Source organism: Flavobacterium sp. Root935 (assembly GCF_001429295.1).
Taxonomy (GTDB): domain Bacteria; phylum Bacteroidota; class Bacteroidia; order Flavobacteriales; family Flavobacteriaceae; genus Flavobacterium.
Genome location: NZ_LMJL01000012.1, coordinates 1,393,298 through 1,414,997 on the forward strand (window position 1 = coordinate 1,393,298; position 21,700 = coordinate 1,414,997).

Sequence of the window (21,700 nt, forward strand, 5' to 3'; positions counted from 1 at the left end):
TATAAAAAGAAGAGGAATAACGCCGTTGCAGCTCTATTTTTCCTGTCACACAAAGCCATACCGCACCAGAGAGAACGGGGAATATTCCTCTTCTAAATTTTAAAATACTGGTCCTTCCCAGAGACTGTCTGCTTCGCTCAGACTTAAAAGAAGATTGGGATATAGTTGGGACTCAGAAACCATAAGCTGGTTAATGTTTTCTCTGAGGGAGGAAATTTTGACATAAGGATATTCATCCAGAAGCATTCGCAGGTAGTTTTGAAACTGCTGTTTTGTTAGTCGTTTTTCTGCACTTTCTTTAACTGCTTCTTTGATACGCAGCGATAGATTTTCCGCATCTTCAAGGGTATCAAAAGATTTCGGAAATGAATCGGATATCGATTTTACTTCCTGTAAATTTTTAGAAGTTTTTTTTAGAAATGGTATCTGCAGATTCTTTTCACCTGATAAGATTTTTTTTAAATCACGACTGTGAAATTTCAGCAAGATTATCAGATACCAGAAAATTACAGCGATACCGGCCGCAGTCAAATAACTGCCCCATGAAATATTTGTAAACATAGCTCCTCATTTTATCGTTCAACATTTTATCTTTCTCTATGAAAACCACCGTCAGTTAAAAGCTGGCGGGATTTATTCTACAGACCAAAGGAACGACAAGGATAAATTTTCTACAAGTACAACTTTTCTGTACCCTTTTTGTATCCTTTCAAAATGCCTGAATTTAAAGGGTTATCAAATTATACTGGGCAATAAATTCTAATATGTTTTTATCTTGCGGATTATTTTCTCAAGACTTTCAATGGCAATTTCCTTATCGCGCTCTTCCGCATTATATGAGTTGCTTCTGACTGACTGGTAAGAAAGATTTCTCTTTACTGGAGTAGAAAGGTAAGGCACTATACTTTTAAATATGTAGTTCATAGACTTGGCTTTAATAATTCTCGCCTCGTCTGTCGCCCTTAAAATAAGTCCAATCTGATCTCCCGAAAGCATACATTCCAGCTTAGAGTCAGCTTTCTCTACAAATTCACTTCCAGCATAATTGGACGTCTGCTGCTGCATTTCGATTGCAGCCTTCTTCTCAACATATCTTAATTCGCTGGAAAACCAGTATTCCAAAAATAAAATCAGATTCTGCTGTGATGGATTAAAGGTTAATTTTAAGCTTGGGTTTATTTTCGATAGTCTGCTGCAGATGTAAAGTAATTTTTCAAGCCTTTCCGATAAATTCTCAAAACCTTCTAAATAGCCTCCAATTTTAGCAACCAGTTTCTCTGCATATTCTCTGGAATTAAAATTCATTCTAATAAGAATAAGATCAATATCTGAAATGCATTCTGTTTCAGAAACTGGATGCTTAATTTTTTGCAGTTCAGTGATTATCTCCCTGTAATACAAAATCTGGCGGTATGTAAATTTTGTGTTTCTGGAGTTATGCAGAGGTGCTGCGAGAAGCTCAGTAATAAATTCCAATTCTTGATCATGATCTGCTGAGTTTTGTTTTATTTTACCTAGATGCTTTAAAATCGCAAGCGTCTCCTTTTTCCATACTAAAAAATAGCTGTACGATACTCTTTGGTCCAGACTCATAAACGCTGAATATCTGATCTCGATAAATGATAGTAAATCATCAAGGGAAGTGACAATCAAATCAAATATTCTTAAAAATTCAGGAGTGTTGAATTTTTCTCTTTTTCTTATCTCTACTACCCTGTCTATTAAAAAAACCAATGAAGAATGATACTTTCTTATAAGAAGTCTGATCTGCCTCTTACTTTTCAGCTCAAAAAAAGTATTCTTAATATGAATTTTAATTTTTCTTGCCTCAGATACTACTTTTTCATTCAAAATCTCCAGTTCATTTTCTGATACGGTTAGAGAGGAACTGCCTGCATCAAATGAATTTATAATCAACGAATCAAACCATTCCAAAGGATATCTTTTAATCATCGTCTTATCGTTTTAATTAAACAGTCTCTGGCAGAATAAGAAGCGGATGTGGCAGCTTACTTTTTATTGGAACGAAATTCTGTTGGGAGCATGCCGGTATGTCTTTTAAAAAATTCGCCAAAGTTTTCAGGGCTGCTGAATTCTAGTTCATCGGCAATCTTAGCCACAGTATAGCTGGAATCAGTAAGAAGATTTTTCGAAACATTGACAAGAGCTTCAATTATAAAAGATTTCGCAGTTTTTCCTGTGCTTTCTTTAACCATCTTGTTCAGATGCCCTGGAGTAATGAATAAAGCACCCGCATAAAACTGTACGTGATGCTGTGTTCTGAAGTGTATTGAAAGTAAAGTCAGGAATTGGATTACAATACTTTCTCTTCTTGAAAAGTCAAGATCGAGCTCCGGTTTATATTTGGAATGTATAAACTTAAGTTCATATATAAAAAGATTAAAGCATATTCGGCGCAGCTTAATAATAACATCTGGTCTTTCATTTCCGTACTGAAGCACACTCATCAATTTATAAATTACCGACAAGACTTTAAAATCATTCTCCTGCAGGCTGATCTTTTGATCAGATTTCAGCATTAAAAAACTGAAAGCATCCAAAAGCTCTTTCTCATAACAGTTATTATGTGCAAAGTCAAAATTTGTCCTTATAAGATAAAGCTGGATGTTAGGAGTTACCTCAAGTTTGGTGCAAACTGAATTATAGGGAATTAAAAATAAATCTCTGCGTTTCAATATATTGGTCTCGTCATGAAATCTAATATTCATTTTACCGTTTTTGATTAAAAGCACTGAAAAATTTGAAATGGAAAATGGAACTTCCAGTACATTTTTTACTTTGTATTCTGAAAGCAGCAGTACATCTATACCGTCATTTTCAATGCTTTTAATTTCTGTATTTAAGATTTCTCTAATCATTTTTTGTTTTTTGCGCAGATCTGCTTTTAGATTTTATCCTTGAAGAAATATTCCATCCATATTAGAAACTGGAAATACAAATTTGACAGACAGCACACGTATAAAACATACGCTGTTAATCTGGGGCTCTCAGTAATATTGTCTTCGTTTAAAACGTAACGGACAAGCTGATCGGCCGCAAAGAGCTTCATTATAAAATAAAGACTCAAGAGATTGAAAAAGAATAATAAAATATAAAACAAAGCACGCTTTTTCATATTCAGACAGATTAGAAAATTATTAAATCACTTATTCTTAAGTTGTTCACAGTTTAATTGAACAAGCACTATTAAAACTTCAATCGCCGTTATGCTTACTGGTTGTAGAGGTCTCCCAGTCCCTATCCTTTCTCTCCTTTTCACTAAATAAAACTGCTTCCGAAATTGATGAAATAGATAAAATGGACTCCTTTTCATCTGTTAGAAGGGTCGAATCCTGTCTTTTTGAAATCTCATATTGAATTATAAAATCATCTACGATTTGGTACTGCTGGCCGCGGAGATTTCCGAGATTAACTATATATCCCTTCACATCAAGTTTCAATGATGATCTCAGTGTACTTTCATCAACAATTATGTACAATGTTGAGACAGGATCCTCCGTAGATGAAATTGTATCTAAATCAGAACTCCTTTTCTCAAAAGTCTTTAGTTCATTTCGCCCATGTTGGGCTTTTAATACTGAAATGATCTTTTCTTTTAATTGGGCAGGAACCAGAAGTATATAATCTCCCGCCGCAACTTCCTTAAAGTTTTTCTCTAAAGCAGAGCCATTTTTAAAATCTGCAGTTTTCTCTTTGCTGATTGCTGTGCTGGAAACCAAGCTTAAATCAGAATTGTTAAAATCATCATTTGAACATGAACCTAAAAAAATAATTAAACCAGATAAAAATAAATTTTTCATAATGCAAAATGGTTTGGTTAATTGAGAACTTGTCTCAGTCCATTTTGCCCGGGCCAGCAGAACTTTTTGCTCAGTGCTTTACTGAATCTTTTGCTGTTGAATTCAAGGCAAATCTAAATTGCAAAAAATCATAAATCAAGCACTTGTATGTGGATTTTCGGAAAATCCACTATCGATTTTCATGAAATCAGCAATGTATTTTTCCTACATTAAATATTGCAATTCAAATATTTAAAGTATTTTTGAAAGTTGCTCTCTAACTACCTCTACATTGATTTTATTAACCTGATTTATGCTTTTATCAATGCATAAACTCAAAATTTCTATGTATTATGAAATGTAATTTACCGGTACTGCTGCTTCTATTTATAATTAAATCTTTAACTGCCCAGAATAATCCCAACAGAATTCGCGATTCCCTTACTTTTAAAAGTTATGAATATTTGGATGATAGAATTTATGAATACAAAAATGACAGTCTGAAAGCCTCCCCATATTTATACGCCTATTTAAATAAGGCAAAAAAGGAGAAGAATCATGAAGAGACGGTTAACGCATATCAAAACATACTTCATGAGTCCCCTATGAATCTTCGATTAAAATATGCTGACAGCATGGTGATGGCAGCTGCAAAATCCAAAAGTAATGAACTGATTGGATCGGCTTTTTTATCTAAAGGAATAGTGTATTACAGCCAAAAGAACTATGTGAAAGCATATGATTATTACATTAAGGCTAACGAAAGCATTTCCAAAACTGAAAATGAGTACCTGATCTACAAAACCAAATATCATATCGCACAGATTAAATATTATCTCGGTTTTTATGATGAAGCTATCTCACTTTTTAATGAATGTCTTGCATATTTTAAAAAAAATCAGGAACGACCGTACTTAAACTCACTGCACTCATTAAGTGTATGCTATAATAAGGTTGGCGATTACAGCAGATGTTCACAGACTAATACGTTAGGTCTTGCAGAATGTGAGAGGCTGAAAATTCCGGAAATGGAATTCTTTTTTAAACACTCGGAAGGAATCAATCAGTACTTTCTAAATAACTATTATACCTCTATACAAATGCTTCAGGAGGTCCTGCCCCATCTGAACGCTATGACAGAATTTGCCAACGTATCCATTGCAAATTTTTATATCGGAAAAAACTATTGGAAATTGCAGCTTCCTGCAAAAGCAGTTCCCTACTTCAAAAAAGTGGAAAAGGCATTTATTGAGAAAGGCTACATTCGTCCGGATTTAAGGGAGGTTTTTGAACTAATGATTAAATATTACAAAAAGGAAAATAATCTGAAATCCCAGCTTTACTATATGGACCAGCTTTTAAAAGCGGATTCTGTATTAACAGATAATAATAGGTATCTAATGGGAAAAATCCATAAGCAGTATGATACTAAGGAAATTCTGCTGGAAAAAGAAAAAATACAGCAGCAGCTTGTAAAGGAGAAATATTATGACGTTATTCTAATCAGCGTAGTTGTAGTTCTGTTCTCTGCTGTCATTTACGGCACCTATAACCACTTTGAAACCAAAAAGCGCAATAAGATCAAATTTGATCTGCTTCTGGAAAAAAATGAAAATAGCAGCATCCAGAAACAGTCACCCGAAAAATTCGAAATAACCGATATTGCACAGGAAACTGTACAGCAGATAATTAGACACCTTGAAAAATTTGAAAGGGATAAAAAATTCCTGCACAAAGAGGCGACGCTGGCCGCTTTAACTGTACGGTTTAATACTAACAGCAAATACCTTTCAAAAGTGATATACCATCGCAGCGGCAAGCATTTTGCCGATTATATCAATGACCTGAAAATTGATTATCTGGTGGAACTGCTGCGAAACTCAAGCGCGCATAGAAATTACTCGATAAGCTCGCTGGCTGAGGAAGCCGGTTTTACCTCCACTCCGAGATTAACAAATGCTTTCCGGTCCAAAACAGGAATTTCACTCAGTTATTTCCTTAAAAAGCTGAGGAAAGAGAATTCCTGAAAATATTTTGTCACCAATACCGTTTTCAGTTATGGCAAAACTTTACATTTGCCCTCTTAATTTAAAAAAAATTGTAAAATGAAAGACCTAGTTGCAAAAATCAACGCTGAAATCGAAACGTTTAAAACAGAATCTGAAGCTGTAGCTGAAAAAGGAGTTAAAGCTGCCGGAGCTAGAGCAAGAAAATCTTCTTTGGAAATTGAAAAACTTTTAAAAGAGTTTAGAAAAGTTTCTATCGAGGAGTCTAAGAAATAATATTACTAATAATATCTTACTGATAGTAATAGGTTAGATAATGGGGCTATTCGGCCCCATTGTTTTTTTAGTTTACCCGCTATGCTGTTTTCAAGGCTCGTTTATTCAAAACAGAATTATGATTAATTTCTTAAAGCTTACGTAAAGTTTTTTTTTGGCAGCTTCTCCCGCTTTGCGCTGCAATCTTTTTACCGAACAACGGCCAAAAAGGATTTCCGCTTCAATCGGTGCTGGAAAGAAACTTGTATCTTTTACTTTTTAGATTTTGCTGTCTGAACTTTTGCGTGTCTTATAAGTATTTCATTTTCAGTCAGGCTTGTCTTGTATCTTATTTCGTCTTCAAATTCAATTTTTTCTCCTGTATATTCATCAAAGTCTTCAATTTTAATTATATATTTTTCGATTACAAACGTTTTATAGCTTTTGAATTCATTCTCTGATTTGTATTCGATATCTATTTTTATTCGGCTTAGTAAATTCTCAGGTTGAAAATCTATAGTGTCAACTTCGTTTTGAATTTCAGTAAGATGTTGCACATTATTAATTAGAGACATTACAGCATTATCAATTCTATAGCTATACGGTCTTTGCCAAAAGTCTTTTTTATCAAATTCCCAATCTTCGCTTTCAATCCACTCATTCAGTAGTTCTCTTGGAATCTTATACTTATTACATATTATTCCGCGATTTTTCGCTTCATAAACGTAATCAGAATGGCAAAGCTGCTTTAAACCTTGCAAGTCCCATTCCCTATTATTTATAATTATAGTACCAAAGTCACCGTATTTAATTTTAGCCATTGTTATTATTTTAATTTTTCTCCAGATGTTTCAATACCATTTTGGAAGCATTTTATTTCGAAAGTTCCTGCTTGATGTTTCGTTCCATATATCAATTCTATTCATAGTTTCTAATTGTAATGATTTCTCATATAATGAATCGTCAAGTGTTCTATTTTCAGCAGATCAAAATCCTTGTTCTTTTGTGAATTGAAGACTTTTTAAATTTCTATTACAATTTCATTTTGTTCGTTAGTATTTCTCTTATGTATTATTATGTCAGGTATTAATTTATAATTGTTTTTTCCGTTGAGCCATTTAATAAATGGAAAAGTAGTTTTTTATTTCTGTGAAGTGTAGCGTAAAATTACCTGTTTTAGGATTGCATTAATAACCAAAAAAGATGCCAATTGGCATCTTTTTATTAAATATTATTTGAGATGTTAACATTAGTAATCTAGAAGTTCTTTTAATGAAACATTTAATGCCTGAGCTAATGCTACTAAAGTTTCAAATTGAAAATTTACCTCACCTCTCTCAATTTGGCCCAGAGTCTTTTTCGTTATGTAGTCACTTCGGTCCGCAAGTTCTTGTTGAGAAATCGACCGGCTTTGGTATTCGACGCTTTTAATCTTTCGTCTTAGTTTCAAAACATGTTTCCCAAATTTTATTCTTTGCTCGTTAAAGTCAATTTCGTTCATTTGTTAAAATTCCTAGGAAAAAACAAAATTATTGGTACCTTACAGGGTACTATATAACTTTTTTTATTATATTTGTTTAATTCTTCTAAATAGAAGTGTAATTTTGCGATTCTTCATATAAAATATTTGAAGCATTTCGCTTTGAATCCTGTTTCAAAAAACTTGGCAGTTTAAACCCACAGGATGATAAGTAAATTGCTCACGCTTACGGGCGTGGGCTCACTTATCTGTGGGTGGGTATGCCAAGTACCTTTGAAACAATAAGCTGAGTTCCATGCCCTTTTTTATGTCATAAACTTTTCTTGAATTCATAGCGTCTTTATTCTTCTTCTTTTATTTAAAGTTTCGTTTTAAATCAAACGTAGAACTGTAAAACCCTTCCTGCCTGTGTCCTAAAAAACTTTATTTATTTCATTAAGTCGTTTACTTAATACATAAAAAATGGCCCTCAGCTGCAGCGACCAAACTAGAGCAGAGGACCTTAGCTAATCAAATATCCATTTAACTAACCAATTCCAATATTATGAATTATTTTTCATTTTTAAAGGATGGAAGAGCTCTTTATTGCCTATTTTGTGCTAGCATACTTCTGTCTTTTTCCACCGTTTATTCCCGAAATTTTCGAAATTCTAAGATGCTTTCTTACCAGAGCCATCAGGTTCAGGGTACTGTAAGTGACGGAACTTCTCCTCTGCCCGGAGTTACGATCACCCTTAAAAGCAATAAGATTTCAACCGTAATCTCTGATTACAATGGGCAATATTCTATCGAAGCTTCTCCTACGGATACTTTAATAGTATCTTTCATTGGATTCAAAACCAAAATTATACCTGTAAATAATCGCAGTAAAATTGACATAGACCTGGATTACGATACTACCACTTTACAGGAAGTTCGGGTAAATGCTGGTTATTATTCCGTAAAGGAAAGTGACCGAACGGGGAGCATTGCCCGAATAACCTCAAAAGATATCGAAACCCAGCCCGTAACCAATGTGTTGGCAACTATGCAGGGACGCATGGCCGGTGTAAACATCACTCAAACTACAGGTGTATCAGGAGGAGGATTTGAAATACAAATCCGAGGCCAGAATAGTATTCGACCTGAAGGTAATGCACCACTATACATTATTGATGGTGTACCGTACTCCTCTGAAGTAATAGGTTACAGTCAAACTTCTACAGTTTTTCCAACAGTTACAAGTCCCCTTAATAGTATCAATCCAGATTCCATTGAAAACATTGAGGTATTGAAGGATGCAGATGCTACAGCCATCTATGGCTCAAGAGGTGCTAACGGTGTTGTCCTTATAACCACCAAAAAAGGAAAAGAAGGACAAACCAGATTTACAATTAATGCTTCAACCGGTGCAGGAAAAGTTGCTCGTTTTATTAAAATGATGGATACAAAACAGTATCTTTCAATGCGCCGGCAGGCATTTACTAATGATAAAATCACTACTTATCCGACAAATGCCTATGACCTTAACGGAACATGGAACCAGGATCGTTATACAGACTGGCAGCATGAATTAATTGGCGGAACATCAACCATTACAGACACTCAAGGTAGTATAAGCGGTGGCTCAAAAAGTACACAGTTTTTGATCAGCGGTAACTTTCATACAGAATCATCTGTATTTCCCGGTAATTTTATTTATAAAAAGGGAGGATCACAACTCAATCTTAACCATACCTCGGAAGATGAAAGATTTCAGTTAACATTCTCTGCAGGTTATGTAGTGCAAAATAACAATCAGCCTGCTGCAGATTTAACTACTGATTCTCGTACTCTTCCGCCAAATGCACCATCTCTTTATGACTCGATGGGAAATCTCAACTGGGAAAAAGGCACTTGGAATAATCCACTAGCTAAACTTTTGTCAGAAAACAGATTTAGAACCAAAGATTTAATCGCAAATACATTACTATCATACGAGATACTTCCTAATCTGCAGATAAAAAGTAGTTTCGGCTACACCGACGTGCAACATTATGAATACCGTACATCTCCTTCAACAATGTATAATCCATCGTCAGGAATAACCAGCTCTAATTCAAGCATATCCCTTACTAATACCAAACGGTCTTCTTGGATTATTGAACCGCAGCTTAATTGGGATAAAAAAATGGAGTCAGGAAAATTATCCGTTCTTCTAGGCGGATCTTTTCAACAGTCCAATAACCAGCTGTTATCGCAGCTAGGATTAGGCTTTACCTCTAACAGCCTAATTTATGATCTCGCATCAGCTACTACAAAGCTGGTACTAGCAAGCAATGAAAGCATTTACAGATATCAGGCATTTTTTGCCAGAGTAAATTACAATTTGAAGGATCGCTACATTTTGAATCTAACTATGAGACGTGATGGCTCAAGCAGGTTTGGACCAGGAAAACAATTCGCTCTTTTTGGCGCGGCAGGAGCAGCTTGGCTAATCTCAAATGAAAAAGGGATTAAAGACAGTTCATGGCTTAGCTTTGGTAAGCTTCGCGCCAGCTATGGAACTACGGGAAATGACCAGATAGGAGATTATCAGTTTTTTGACACCTACAGTTCTACAGGAATCACTTATGACAATATCATCGGACTGCAGCCTTCACGTTTATTTAATCCGAATTTTAGATGGGAAATTAACAAAAAGCTGGAAGCGGCGCTCGAATTAGGCTTTGTTAACGATAGGATTTTTCTAACCACAGCATGGTTCCGTAACCGCTCATCAAATCAGCTGGTCGGAATTCCACTCCCTGCTACTACGGGATTCAGCCAGCTTCAGGCCAACCTTGGAGCGGAAGTCCAAAATAGTGGATGGGAATTTACGCTCCGCACCGTAAATCTTCAAAAGAAAAATTTCAGCTGGAATACCAGCCTAAATTTAAGTGTTATGCGTAACGAACTTTTAAACTTTCCAAATCTAAATAGCTCTACCTATAAAAACATGTACCGAATAGGAGAACCTTTAAATATCCTATTGCGCTATCAATATACAGGATTGAACCCTTCAACTGGTGTTTACACATTTGCAGATCAAAATAATGACGGAAAGATAACTTCACCTGATGACAGACAATTAATTGTGAATCTAAATCCCGATTACTTCGGAGGATTGCAAAATCAGCTTCGCTTCAAACGATGGAAACTAGATTTTCTTTTCCAATTTGTCAAGCAGCGTAATTTAAATTATGTTACTAGCCCAGCGGGGACAATGATCAATCAACCCGCCAGAATGAACGACAGCTGGCAAACAGCAGATCAAGATGCAACATATCAGTTATTTTCTACCGGAACTATTCCAGCGGTAGTGGCAGCTCAATCTCTGTACGCCAATAGTAATGCGGTTGTAGTAGATGCCTCCTATATACGTTTAAAAACTCTTGCTGTTAACTATGATATACCACTGAATACAAAAAAGATTCAATGCTCTTTTATGATACAAGGACAGAATCTTTTGACTTTTACCAGATACTCGGATGGCGACCCTGAATTTAAAAGTAGGGGGTATTTGCCCCCATTAAAGATGATAACAGCCGGCATACAATTAACCTTTTAATTAAATCTTATGAAAATATTTTGTAAAACTGAAAAAATAAATATCAGCCATTTTTTAAAAAAAATGTGCTTTTTAAGCAATTTGCTGTTATTGTTTTCATGTGATTCCTTTGTGGAGGTAGATTTACCAAAATCACAATTGACCAATACTGCCGTTTTTAAGGATTATGCTTCGGCGAACGCTGCAATGGCAGATATTTACTCAAAAATGCGTGATGTTGGCATTCTTACAGGAGGACTTTATGGATTCTCTGTACAGCTGGGAACTTACACTGATGAAATAACCTTTTATGGACCGCCCACAAGTCCGACCGCATTGTTTTATGCTAACACTATTCTTCCTTCCAACAGTACTGTTTCACTTTTTTGGAATAATACTTACAATCAAATTTATGCGGCCAATGCAGTTATAGAGGGCGTAGAACATAGCACTTTTAACAAAGAACAAAGAACGCAGCTGATCGGTGAGGCTCACTTTGTACGGGGAATATTGCACTTTTATCTTTTACAGCTTTTTGGACCAATCCCATATATCAAATCAACGGACTACAGACAAAATTCAAACGCATCGAGGCTACTGTCTTATAAAGTTTACGAAAATATAATTGAAGATTTAAAAAACGCAGAGCAGATGCTGGCATCACAATATGTTCCTTCTGAAAGAACCCGCCCTAATTCATTTACATCAAAAGCACTAATGGCCCGAATTTATCTTTATCAGGGTGACTGGGAGAATGCAAATATAATGAGCAGTTTAGTTATTAATAATTCACTATATAAAATTGAAACCGATCTCAATAAAGTATTTCTAAAAAGTTCGACTGAAACGATCTGGCAGTTTATGCCTTCATCACCAAACAAAAACACTGATGAAGCAACAAATTTTATTTTTACGTCCACACCACCTCCGCTTATTGCCCTTGATGCATCATTGGTAAATGTTTTTACCAGCGATGATCTAAGAAAAAACATCTGGATCTCATCTATAACTGGGCCAAATGGAAAATGGTTTTATGCAAATAAATACAAAGAATCAAAACCTACGTCACCATCTAAAGAATACCCTATTATAATGAGGCTTAGCGAACAGTATTTGATACGGGCAGAAGCCCGAGTTCATCTTCAAAATCTATCAGGCGCTTTTGACGATTTAAATAAAATCAGAAATCGTGCAGGCATTCAAAATGTTATAGAAGGTTCAGTGGATGAAATTCTAAAAAATATTCTATTAGAAAGAAGAAAGGAATTTTTCACAGAAAACGGACACCGATTTTTCGATTTAAAACGTACTGGAAAACTTGATGTAGAATTAGGAAACAAACCTGGTTGGAAATCTAGCAATGAACTTTTGCCAATACCTGAAAGCGAAATAACTCTAAATCCTAATCTTAAGCCTCAAAATTCCGGCTACTAGAAAAAACTTAAATAATTATGAATACACCGCATATTAGTTTCTTTACACAAAAGAGGAACTTGACAGTAACATTTTTTTTATTTTTATATTTTGTTTTGCAATTGGATACCTGCTCTCTATGGGGGCAGGTAACGCAAAAAAGAACATTGACTGCTGATGACTATTCTAAATGGGGAGAATTATCTCTTGATAAATTAAGCCCAAATGGTCTTTGGGCAAGCTATACGCTAAAATATGAAAGTCGATCAGATACTCTGTTCGTTAAAAATACCAAATCCGAAAAGGTTTATAGTATTCCCTCCGCATACAGCGGTAATTTTATTGAAAAAAACTGGTTTATATGCAGATCTAGCAAACACCTTCAGCTTATTAATCTCGATACAGGGCAAAAAGAAATTATTCATGACGCTACGCAATATAGCTACAACTCCAACAGCAGGCAGCTCGTTATTTTACTCACTCGTAAAGACAGAGATAATGAACTTATAGTCCGAACTCCCGAAGGTATAATCAAGGAACAAATTTACGGAGTAACCCAATTTCTTCCATCGTCAAATAGCAAAGAGATTGCTTATGTTGTTAGAACAAACCTTGGCAGTACGGTAAATATTTTGACCCTTTCAAACATCAATACTATAAAAAAAATTGCAAGTGACACAGATATTTTTACGGATCTCATTTGGCAGGGAAATGAAAAAAAAGCATTGGCATTTTATACAAAAACTGGTGATGCGGTAAATGCTGAAAATATCCTATATTATTATAATTTGGCCAGCAGCATTCTTTATAACTCCAAAAAGATTCAACCTATTTTTTTGGGAGACTCTGTTTATATCAGCAGCTCGCATCATAAACTAAAAATTTCAGATGATTTAAAACACGTTTTTTTCATAGTGCAGAAAAAAAACGCAGAAAACAATTCAAATGATGGCAATGCACAATTATGGTATGCAAACACTTCTAAAATATTTCCTCAAGAAAAGAATGGTAAATCTACAGAAGGTGTTTATCTTGCTCTTTGGACCCCAGAAGATGGAAAATGCAGGATGATATCCAGTGACAGCCTTCCGCAATTTATGCTGACTGGAAAACAGCATCATGCCATTCTTTTTAATACTTCAAAGTACGGTCCTAATTACAGTGAAGATGATTTAAGCGATTTCTACATCTATGATCTTAACACAGGAAAAAAAACTTTGTTTTTAAGTAAAAACAATGCGCATCACTTGCTAGTGATACCCTCTCCCGAAGGGAAATACATAAGCTATTTTCGTGATCAAAACTGGTGGATTTACAATATTGAAAAAAAAAGCCACATATGCTTAACCCAAAAAACGGGAACTTTCTTTTTTCATAATAATAGACAGCTACCACACAATGAAGAAGTCTACCAACAGTTTGGCTGGACCGCAGGTGATAATGAACTTTTGCTGTATGATGATTGGGATCTTTGGGCTTTTAAACCTGACGGCAGGTCTTTTAGAAGGCTTACAAATGGAAAGGAATCCAATACACAATTTAGACATCCCGCCTATTCTAGAGTAATGCGCGGCAAAGTTAACTACAATGGATGGATTCTCGAAGCTGTCGACCTAAAAAAGGGAATACTTTTGGAAAGGATAACAGAGTATGGTACACAGGGCTGTGATCTTCTAGCAATTAACGGAAATAAAAATCTTGTAACTTCTGATAAATCCCGTTTGGACCAGCTGAACCAATCGGCAGATTACACTACACTAATATACAGGGAGGAGCAATTTGATTTATCGCCAAGGCTAGTTGTCATTAATAGAAAAGGTCTAAAAAAAGTATTAATTCAGAGTAATCCTCAGCAGCTTTTGTTCCATTGGGGAACTAATAAACTTATTTCATATAAAAATAAATCTGGAAAACCTCTAAAAGCAGTATTATATTATCCTGCCAATTATGATCCGCAAAAAAAGTATCCAATGATCGTGTATATTTATGAGAAGCTTTCTAATAAATTTTATTCTTATTTCAAGCCCACCTTACAGAACGGTATAGGTTTTAACACTACAAATTATACAACACAGGGCTATTTCGTTCTTATGCCTGACATCACGTATGAAATTGGAAATCCTGGTATTTCCGCTGTCGACTGCGTGGTTTCTGCAGTAAATGAAGTCTTAAATAAAGATCTGGTAATTCCGGGCAAAATAGGACTCATTGGACATTCATTTGGCGGTTATGAAACCTCTTTTATAATCACACAAACCAATCTTTTTGCAACTGCAGTAGCAGGATCAGCTCCAACAGATTTGACCAGCTTTTATCTGTCAGTTGGAGGCGCAACAGGAAAACCAGATATCTGGCGATTTGAGAGTCAGCAGTTACGAATGGGGAATTCCCTATTTGCAGACCGTGAAGGGTATATGAGAAACTCACCCATTGAGCATGTAGAGAATATTAGCACACCTTTACTCGCTTGGACAGGAGATGCAGATCTAGCCGTAAAACCGGATCAAAGCATTGGATTTTTTCTGGGCTTGCGTCGGCTTAACAAAAAACATATTATGCTGGTATATCCAAAAGAAGGCCATATTTTAAGTGACAGTAAAAATCAAAAAGACCTTTCTGTAAGGCTGAATGATTGGTTTGCATATTTTTTAAAGAATGAATCACCAGCATCATGGATTGAAAAAGGGCTCAAGTAGCAGCGCTATTAAACAGCAATGCAGTTTTTGGAAACTGCATTGCATTTTAAAATAGTAACCTTAATCTAAAGGGCGATAAACTGTACGAGTACAAGTTGTTGTCTCACCTGGAAACTTCGCCATGGCTTGCTGGCCATCTAGATCAAATTGGCGGCAAACATTTGGTGTGACCTCATCATCACAGCTTATAGGCAGATCACAGGGACTTCCACCATCAAAATTATCAACATATCCTGTGATAGGACTAATTTCTGCCTTAACACTCTGCATTGAAACAGTTGAAAAAGCACCAGCGATACCCAATACAAATACGGCAAAAGGTATCAATCTTCTTGAAATTGCGGTTTTCATAATATAGTTTTTTAGAAATTAATTGATCTACTTTTTTCTACAGGTTTTCGATCTTTTTCCTGACACCAGCGCTGGTATATTTTTATTGCATTAATTTGCTTTAATTTCCCCTTTTTTTATAATAGAATTCAATTCAGCATTGAATTTATAAACTACCAGTTTTTTGTCTATAAGAACATATAATTTTCCATCACCTACATAGAAATCTCGAAGTTTTTTTTCTTCTATATTATCAATAGTGAAACTGTATAAATAGGATTTTTTTATTAAATCGTAGACATCAATCACTGAGACTAAATTCCATTTTTGCTTAGATTCAAATCTGCCGGGAACATTGGAGTTGACATATAAAAATTTTCCACTTACAGTGCTGGCTCTGTTTACAGACAGTGCTGGCGTAGACATTGTACGCTCGCTTTTTCCCTTTAAATATGCTACTTTTATTTTAGCGTGCGAATTAGTGTCGATAGTATGACCTCTATATTGCAGTACGCCATATTCATCCGCAACCAAATATTCATTTCTGTACGCATACAGGTAAATAATTCTCTTGATTTCCGGACTGAAATGCAGCATGCCATCTGTATCAAATACTCCATCAATTTGTTTCTGAAGTAAGTCGGGAGCTATTTTTACATTTGTATACTTACCCCATCTGTATGTACCCAATACACTATTTTTCGTTTTTGAACTATTGCCTCTGAATACAATTGCGTTACTATCAAGTGGGTATCCAATTTCAAAATAAGGGGGAATAGAATTTACTTGTGAGGCTTTCCAATCTGCTGTGCTTCCTCTGAAAAGAACTGGAACATTACCATCTAAGAGATAAAAAAACGGAGCACGAACAGCGATTTTGACCGATTTGAAATCAAACCTATTTTTGTCGAGTTTGATTCTGATGTGCTGCTGTCCATATTTGTCATTTATGGAAAGAAGACTAAAAGGAATGGTAGTATTTCCAAGATACAATCTTCGCTGCCCTTTACCTGCAAAATAATACGAATTATATTTTAAATCGATTGTGTTTTCAATTGAAACTGGATGATGCGGATAACGTCTTATAAAGGGATTCTGATAATGCATTATCTTTTCTGAGGTCAGAAATAAAACCGTCACAAACGCACTGCCTGATGCAAAAATTAAAAACAGAAGCACAGGTTTTGTAATTTTTTTTAAGAGAGTAGTTTGAATTGGATTAACAGCAATTGCAAAAGCAGCCAATAATACAAAAACAATATTGAAAATCAAATGTGTTTCCCAACTCATCTTTTCCAGAATTCCTCCGCAAGAACAGGGAACAAATGAACTGAAATTTAACATGATAAAAATGTATGCACTGAACATACACATCAGACAAAATCCTGCATAAAGTCCAACTAACCTACTCCATGTAAAAATTAGCAATACCGCTATGCCAAATTCAATTATAATAACTCCCCAAGAAATTACTCCGGCAAAAGCACTTAGCAAAGGAGATTGCCCTAGCTGCACCTGAAAATTTTCAAAATCCATAAGCTTGCTTGCTGCGGCGTAAACAAAAAGCAGTATGTATAGCAGGCAGATGGGCTCGGAGATGTAATATTTGGTTCGGTTGCTTATCTTCATATCCTGACTGTTTTAAAGTTTGTATTTAATTGCTATCTTATTGGCAATACCAGTAATGATCACTGCAAATGTAAATACGAAATTTCGCATAAACACTTTAAAAATCAATCCAAAAACTTTGAAAATCAGGCAGTTTTATATCTTTTCGCCATTAAAAAGAAAATGCCTGCATTTTGTAAGAATCATGCAGGCATCAAATTGCAGTGTTTGATCTCGAATCAGCTTTTTATCGAGGCGCTGATTCCTGCAAGTTTTTCATGAACTTCTATAAGTCCCGCTTTCTGCAGGCACTCCGCCGAAAGACTCTCTAGCTCTGCTCTCGCCTGCTCGCTTATACCCTCCAAAAGCATAGAGGAACCTTCCCTAAGATTCAATCCATCATGTATCAGATGGCATAAGAGCAGCACATTTTTTCGTGAAATTTTCAGATCCATTTTCACAGGCTCATTCATCCCGGGAGTACTTAAGATGGTATCAAATACCCTTGCCACATCATTAGCTGTAATCATAATTCAAAATTTAAAAATTAATACTTGACTCACCGCAAAATTAGTGAGGATCATCCCTAATTACCCTACTCAAAATTTGGGGAGGATTGCGTGTCTTGCACACCTTTTCTAATTTAGCCTTGAGTTTGTTCTATGTAAAGTTTCAAAATCATTTTTTTAGATTTTATGATTCAGCTTGACAGTGGCAATCTTTAATGGAATAGGACTTCATAAAAGGCACGAATGAACTTGAAATAAAGGTTAAAGAGGTTTTATTCAAGCTTTCGGCCTTCGGTTTTTTGCAGTCAGCAAGATGTCTGGTTGTATCACAACCAAAAATCTTGCTGCCCTTCTGCTCGGAACTCGCTGGCAGTGAAACTTTAAGATTGAATGAAACAGGAACAATGCAAAAGAAAAGATCATGGAAGAAAAAAACAGCAGCAGAAACAGGTGGCTGCACATCAGACTGACCAAAGAAGAATTCGAGCAGATAGACAGAAATTTTAAGGCATCGGCCTGCCGCAAACGAAGTGATTTCGTGCGCAGAAATCTGCTCAGAAAACCTATTGTAATGAGATATAGAAACGAGTCGCTGGATATGCTACTGCCAGAACTTACCCAGCTTCGCACACAGCTGAATTTCATGGGAAATAATTTCAATCAGAGCGTTAAAAAACTCCACACACTTTTTGAAATTTCAGATTTCAGAATTTGGATTCTGGCTTTTGATTCAGACAGGAATAAATATTTTTCACTGGTTGAAGAAATAAAAAAACAAATTGAAAATCTCGCCCAAAAATGGTTGCAGTCATAAACACAGGACACTCGATAAGAGGCATCCTCATCTATAATGAGAATAAAGTTTCTCAGGGTGCAGCTGTGTGCATCGGAGAGGGAAATTATCCCATCGATATTGAAAAAATGTCAGAATCTTTTAAGCTCGGCGTATTTTTAAAACAGCTCCAGCTAAATGAAAATGTCAAGCGCAGCGCAGTGCACATCTCGCTGAATTTTGACCGTTCGGACAAGGATTTATCAAAAGAGAAACTCATGCAGATTGCCTCATCCTATATGGAGAAAATTGGATTTGGCGCACAGCCGTATCTGGTCTACCAGCACCACGATGCGGGACATCCGCACCTTCATATCGCAGCCATAAATGTGAGGGCAGACGGATCAAGGATCAACATGCACAATATTGGAAGAAACCAGTCCGAAACGGCCCGCAGAGAATTAGAGACTGCTTTTAATCTGGTTCAGGCAGACTCGAGAAAAAAACAGAGTCCGGCGCTTATTAATGCCATTGATGCGGAAAAAATAAAATACGGGGCAGTGGATTCCAAGAGAGCCATCGGCAGTGTACTCAATGCAGTTATTCCGCACTACAAATACACAACGCTTGGCGAGCTCAACGCAGTACTGAACCTGTATAACGTGAAGGTGGAAAGGGGAAAGGAAAATTCACAAATGTTTCAGAATAAAGGCCTGATCTACCACATTCTGGATGAGAATAAAAAGACCGTCGGGGTTCCCATAAAGGCAAGCAGTTTTTATTCCAAGCCTACCCTTTCCCGGCTTGAAATTAATTTTGCTGCAGCTAAAACTGCGCGTGCGGTATTCATGAAAAGAACACGAAATGCGGTGGATCTGCTGCTGTTAAAATACCCAAACATTACACTCTCGCAGCTTGAAACGCGGCTGGCAAACCACGGTATTACGGCAGTTGTCAGAAAAAATGAACAGGGGCTGATATACGGTATGACCTACATAGACCACAACAGCAGATGCGTTTTCAACGGAAGCAGTCTCGGACCTGAATATGCAGCCAAAGGGCTCCTGCAGCGTCTGGGCGATTCGTTCCATTCTGAGAAGCAGTATACAGTTCCTGATGGTACCGCGCAGAAGCACGGCTCTTTTATTTCCGCAGCTGAAGTGCAGCGGATAATTGATGATGTGCTTTACGGCGAAACGCCTTCAGATTACGTTCCAAGAGAGCTTAAAAACAAGCGCAAAAAAAGAAGGAGAAAAGGACAGTCAGATAGTAATTAACACATAAAAATCAACAGCATGCAGACGGGAGAAAATGAACAGGCGCTTAGAAAAATTTTAGATATGACTAGACTGATGGGCATCGCAGTGCTGCTCATCCATTTTTATTATTACTGCTTCCATTCATTCAGGCATTGGAATCTCGCTCCGGATTTTGCCTGCAGGATACTGGAGAATATTCATCGTACGGGGCTTCTGGACAGCTTCCATAAATCAAAGCTTTTTGCGCTTGGACTCTTGGTTATTTCCCTTATGGGTGCCAGAGGAAGAAAAGATGAAAAGCTTCATATTAGAACTGCTTTTTATTACATCTCATTGGGGATGATGTTTTACTTTGGATCTTATTTAACTCTTGTAATCTTTTTGGATACTGAGCTGTGCTCAGCATTATATATCTCTTTGTGTTCTTTAGGCTATCTGCTGATTCTTTCAGGGGGTACGCTTTTGTCACGCATCATCCGCAGAAAACTGGGTCCAGCAGATATTTTCAATAAGGAAAATGAAACTTTCCCACAGGAAGAAAGGCTTATTGAAAACGAATATTCCGTTAATCTTCCCGCCCGTTATCACCTCAAAGACAAAGTGCGCAACAGCTGGATCAACATCATAAATCCCTTCCGAGGTATTCTGGTTCCAGGCACGCCGGGCTCGGGAAAATCATACTTTGTAATCCGCCATATAATCACCCAGCACATTGCCAAAGGATTTTCCATGTTCATCTATGATTTTAAGTTTGACGACCTCACAATAATTGCCTATAATGCCTTGCTTAAATTCCGGCATCTTTATGCAGTGGAACCCAAATTTTACATCATAAATTTTGATGACCTCTCCCGCACTCACAGATGCAATCCGCTTGATCCTTCGGCAATGACAGACATTACAGATGCCGCGGAATCTGCCCGCACAATCCTTATGGGACTCAACCGCGAGTGGATTAAAAAACAGGGCGATTTCTTTGTGGAGTCTCCCATAAATTTCCTGACAGCCGTAATCTGGTACCTCAGAAAATACAACGATGGTGAGTTCTGTACCCTGCCGCATGTAATTGAAATGATCCAGACAGATTACGAGAGCCTTTTCACGCTTTTGAGAACCGAAAAAGAAATCGAAGTGCTGATCAATCCCTTTGTCAGTGCGTTCCTGCAGGAGGCAGTCGACCAGCTGGAGGGCCAGATCGCTTCGGCTAAAATATCGCTGGCAAAACTCTCCTCTCCCCAGCTTTATTATGTGCTCTCGGGTAGTGATTTCAGTCTTGATATCAATAATCCATCCGATCCGAAAATTGTTTCTATGGGAAACAATCCGCAGAAAATACAGACTTATGGTGCCGTGCTTTCCCTTTTTGTCAGCCGTCTTATCAAACAGGTAAACCAGAAGGGAAAACTCAAAAGCAGCCTTATTTTTGACGAGTTCCCCACTATCTATCTCAACAATATAGACAGTCTGATTGCAACAGCAAGAAGCAACAGAGTGAGCACCTGTCTGGGGATTCAGGACTTCAGCCAGCTCCGTAAGGACTACGGCCGCGAGCAGGCTGACGTGATTGTCAACATTGTTGGAAATATTGTATCAGGACAGGTCAGCGGGGATACGGCCAAACAGCTCTCAGAGCGTTTCGGAAAGATAATGCAGGACCGCGAAAGCCTCTCGATCAACAGCAGTGATATCTCCATCAGCCGTTCAAGACAGCTCGAATCCGCAGTGCCGCCATCCAAGATTTCTACGCTGAGTTCGGGTGAATTTGTCGGTATGACAGCCGATAACCCGGACTGCCGCATTGAGCTTAAAGCCTTTCACTGCGAGATCATCAACGACCACGAAAAAATTAAAAAAGAGACGGATAATTATAAGGAGATTCCGGTCATTCGGACAATTGATAATGTTATCGTCCAGAAAAATTATCTGCAGATTAAAATTGAGATTCAGGAAATAATCCACAGCGAAATCGAAAGGATAATTAAAAGTCCGGCGCTTTCATCGCTGGTTCTCAAAAAAGAAAAATAA

At 36.8% G+C, this 21,700-nt stretch carries 17 protein-coding genes; 8 read left to right on the plus strand and 9 right to left on the minus strand.

What is annotated here, in order from left to right; translation table 11 throughout:
* Positions 1-99 precede the first annotated feature (99 nt).
* The 4 genes from ASE40_RS20760 to ASE40_RS20775 form a co-directional block, all read right to left on the minus strand.
* Positions 100-561 (minus strand): hypothetical protein, encoded by a 462-nt coding sequence (locus tag ASE40_RS20760; protein ID WP_057119404.1) that lies wholly within the window; start codon positions 559-561, stop codon positions 100-102.
* Between the two features lie 198 nt (positions 562-759).
* Entirely contained in the window at positions 760-1,953 is a 1,194-nt protein-coding gene (locus ASE40_RS20765; RefSeq protein ID WP_057119408.1) for a hypothetical protein, read from the minus strand.
* Positions 1,954-2,009: 56 nt separating this feature from the next.
* Entirely contained in the window at positions 2,010-2,879 is an 870-nt protein-coding gene (locus ASE40_RS20770) for a helix-turn-helix domain-containing protein (RefSeq protein ID WP_057119410.1), read from the minus strand.
* 336 nt (positions 2,880-3,215) lie between these two features.
* Positions 3,216-3,821, minus strand: a complete 606-nt coding sequence (locus tag ASE40_RS20775; protein ID WP_057119412.1) for a hypothetical protein — start codon at positions 3,819-3,821, stop codon at positions 3,216-3,218.
* Between the two features lie 332 nt (positions 3,822-4,153).
* On the opposite strand from ASE40_RS20775, the gene ASE40_RS20780 reads away from it, so the two are divergent.
* Both ASE40_RS20780 and ASE40_RS20785 read left to right on the plus strand, forming a co-directional pair.
* Positions 4,154-5,827: a helix-turn-helix domain-containing protein gene (locus tag ASE40_RS20780; protein ID WP_057119415.1), complete on the plus strand. Its 1,674-nt coding sequence runs from the start codon at positions 4,154-4,156 to the stop codon at positions 5,825-5,827.
* A 78-nt stretch (positions 5,828-5,905) separates the two neighbouring features.
* The gene (locus ASE40_RS20785) at positions 5,906-6,082 is read left to right on the plus strand and encodes a histone H1 (RefSeq protein ID WP_042565375.1); all 177 of its coding nucleotides are present in this window, start codon (positions 5,906-5,908) and stop codon (positions 6,080-6,082) included.
* 251 nt (positions 6,083-6,333) lie between these two features.
* On the opposite strand, the gene ASE40_RS20790 is transcribed toward ASE40_RS20785, so the two are convergent.
* Both ASE40_RS20790 and ASE40_RS20795 read right to left on the minus strand, forming a co-directional pair.
* The gene (locus ASE40_RS20790) at positions 6,334-6,882 is read right to left on the minus strand and encodes a hypothetical protein (RefSeq protein WP_057119418.1); all 549 of its coding nucleotides are present in this window, start codon (positions 6,880-6,882) and stop codon (positions 6,334-6,336) included.
* Positions 6,883-7,310: 428 nt separating this feature from the next.
* The gene (locus ASE40_RS20795; protein ID WP_057119421.1) at positions 7,311-7,562 is read right to left on the minus strand and encodes a helix-turn-helix domain-containing protein; all 252 of its coding nucleotides are present in this window, start codon (positions 7,560-7,562) and stop codon (positions 7,311-7,313) included.
* A gap of 634 nt (positions 7,563-8,196) precedes the next feature.
* On the opposite strand from ASE40_RS20795, the gene ASE40_RS20800 reads away from it, so the two are divergent.
* Genes ASE40_RS20800 through ASE40_RS20810 form a run of 3 tightly spaced genes read left to right on the plus strand, consistent with a single transcriptional unit; the run spans position 8,197 to position 15,197 of the window.
* On the plus strand, positions 8,197-11,109 hold the full coding sequence (locus ASE40_RS20800; protein ID WP_317039121.1) for a SusC/RagA family TonB-linked outer membrane protein: 2,913 nt from the start codon (positions 8,197-8,199) through the stop codon (positions 11,107-11,109).
* Between the two features lie 9 nt (positions 11,110-11,118).
* A complete protein-coding gene (locus ASE40_RS20805; RefSeq protein WP_057119427.1) occupies positions 11,119-12,522 on the plus strand; it encodes a RagB/SusD family nutrient uptake outer membrane protein in 1,404 nt (467 codons plus the stop codon).
* A gap of 17 nt (positions 12,523-12,539) precedes the next feature.
* The gene (locus ASE40_RS20810; RefSeq protein WP_082586849.1) at positions 12,540-15,197 is read left to right on the plus strand and encodes a prolyl oligopeptidase family serine peptidase; all 2,658 of its coding nucleotides are present in this window, start codon (positions 12,540-12,542) and stop codon (positions 15,195-15,197) included.
* A 60-nt stretch (positions 15,198-15,257) separates the two neighbouring features.
* Here ASE40_RS20810 and ASE40_RS20815 read toward each other — a convergent pair whose 3' ends face one another.
* The 3 genes from ASE40_RS20815 to ASE40_RS20825 all read right to left on the minus strand — a co-directional run bounded on the left by ASE40_RS20815 (position 15,258) and on the right by ASE40_RS20825 (position 17,665).
* Complete coding sequence (locus ASE40_RS20815) at positions 15,258-15,548, minus strand: hypothetical protein (RefSeq protein ID WP_128415006.1); 291 nt, start codon at positions 15,546-15,548, stop codon at positions 15,258-15,260.
* A 90-nt stretch (positions 15,549-15,638) separates the two neighbouring features.
* Complete coding sequence (locus ASE40_RS20820; protein WP_057119435.1) at positions 15,639-17,156, minus strand: DoxX family protein; 1,518 nt, start codon at positions 17,154-17,156, stop codon at positions 15,639-15,641.
* Positions 17,157-17,374: 218 nt separating this feature from the next.
* Positions 17,375-17,665 carry a hypothetical protein gene (locus tag ASE40_RS20825; RefSeq protein ID WP_057119438.1) on the minus strand — a complete coding sequence of 97 codons (291 nt, stop codon included), beginning with the start codon at positions 17,663-17,665 and terminating at the stop codon, positions 17,375-17,377.
* Between the two features lie 400 nt (positions 17,666-18,065).
* On the opposite strand from ASE40_RS20825, the gene ASE40_RS20830 reads away from it, so the two are divergent.
* The 3 genes from ASE40_RS20830 to mobC are packed head-to-tail and all read left to right on the plus strand — an operon-like array spanning position 18,066 to position 21,700.
* Complete coding sequence (locus ASE40_RS20830) at positions 18,066-18,458, plus strand: plasmid mobilization protein (protein ID WP_057119440.1); 393 nt, start codon at positions 18,066-18,068, stop codon at positions 18,456-18,458.
* Positions 18,443-19,693, plus strand: a complete 1,251-nt coding sequence (locus tag ASE40_RS20835) for a relaxase/mobilization nuclease domain-containing protein (RefSeq protein WP_057119443.1) — start codon at positions 18,443-18,445, stop codon at positions 19,691-19,693. The genes ASE40_RS20830 and ASE40_RS20835 overlap by 16 nt, the downstream gene beginning before the upstream one ends.
* Before the next feature lie 18 nt (positions 19,694-19,711).
* Positions 19,712-21,700: a conjugal transfer protein MobC gene (gene mobC, locus ASE40_RS20840; protein WP_057119446.1), complete on the plus strand. Its 1,989-nt coding sequence runs from the start codon at positions 19,712-19,714 to the stop codon at positions 21,698-21,700.

What these genes read in the sequence shown, in the direction of transcription:
- ASE40_RS20760 (WP_057119404.1), bottom strand. Translation starts at nt 561, where the DNA reads ATGTTTACAAATATTTCATGGGGCAGTTATTTGACTGCGGCCGGTATC.
- ASE40_RS20765 (WP_057119408.1), bottom strand. Translation starts at nt 1,953, where the DNA reads ATGATTAAAAGATATCCTTTGGAATGGTTTGATTCGTTGATTATAAAT.
- ASE40_RS20770 (WP_057119410.1), bottom strand. Translation starts at nt 2,879, where the DNA reads ATGATTAGAGAAATCTTAAATACAGAAATTAAAAGCATTGAAAATGAC.
- ASE40_RS20775 (WP_057119412.1), bottom strand. Translation starts at nt 3,821, where the DNA reads ATGAAAAATTTATTTTTATCTGGTTTAATTATTTTTTTAGGTTCATGT.
- ASE40_RS20780 (WP_057119415.1), top strand. Translation starts at nt 4,154, where the DNA reads ATGAAATGTAATTTACCGGTACTGCTGCTTCTATTTATAATTAAATCT.
- ASE40_RS20785 (WP_042565375.1), top strand. Translation starts at nt 5,906, where the DNA reads ATGAAAGACCTAGTTGCAAAAATCAACGCTGAAATCGAAACGTTTAAA.
- ASE40_RS20790 (WP_057119418.1), bottom strand. Translation starts at nt 6,882, where the DNA reads ATGGCTAAAATTAAATACGGTGACTTTGGTACTATAATTATAAATAAT.
- ASE40_RS20795 (WP_057119421.1), bottom strand. Translation starts at nt 7,562, where the DNA reads ATGAACGAAATTGACTTTAACGAGCAAAGAATAAAATTTGGGAAACAT.
- ASE40_RS20800 (WP_317039121.1), top strand. Translation starts at nt 8,197, where the DNA reads ATGCTTTCTTACCAGAGCCATCAGGTTCAGGGTACTGTAAGTGACGGA.
- ASE40_RS20805 (WP_057119427.1), top strand. Translation starts at nt 11,119, where the DNA reads ATGAAAATATTTTGTAAAACTGAAAAAATAAATATCAGCCATTTTTTA.
- ASE40_RS20810 (WP_082586849.1), top strand. Translation starts at nt 12,540, where the DNA reads ATGAATACACCGCATATTAGTTTCTTTACACAAAAGAGGAACTTGACA.
- ASE40_RS20815 (WP_128415006.1), bottom strand. Translation starts at nt 15,548, where the DNA reads ATGAAAACCGCAATTTCAAGAAGATTGATACCTTTTGCCGTATTTGTA.
- ASE40_RS20820 (WP_057119435.1), bottom strand. Translation starts at nt 17,156, where the DNA reads ATGAAGATAAGCAACCGAACCAAATATTACATCTCCGAGCCCATCTGC.
- ASE40_RS20825 (WP_057119438.1), bottom strand. Translation starts at nt 17,665, where the DNA reads ATGATTACAGCTAATGATGTGGCAAGGGTATTTGATACCATCTTAAGT.
- ASE40_RS20830 (WP_057119440.1), top strand. Translation starts at nt 18,066, where the DNA reads ATGGAAGAAAAAAACAGCAGCAGAAACAGGTGGCTGCACATCAGACTG.
- ASE40_RS20835 (WP_057119443.1), top strand. Translation starts at nt 18,443, where the DNA reads ATGGTTGCAGTCATAAACACAGGACACTCGATAAGAGGCATCCTCATC.
- mobC (WP_057119446.1), top strand. Translation starts at nt 19,712, where the DNA reads ATGCAGACGGGAGAAAATGAACAGGCGCTTAGAAAAATTTTAGATATG.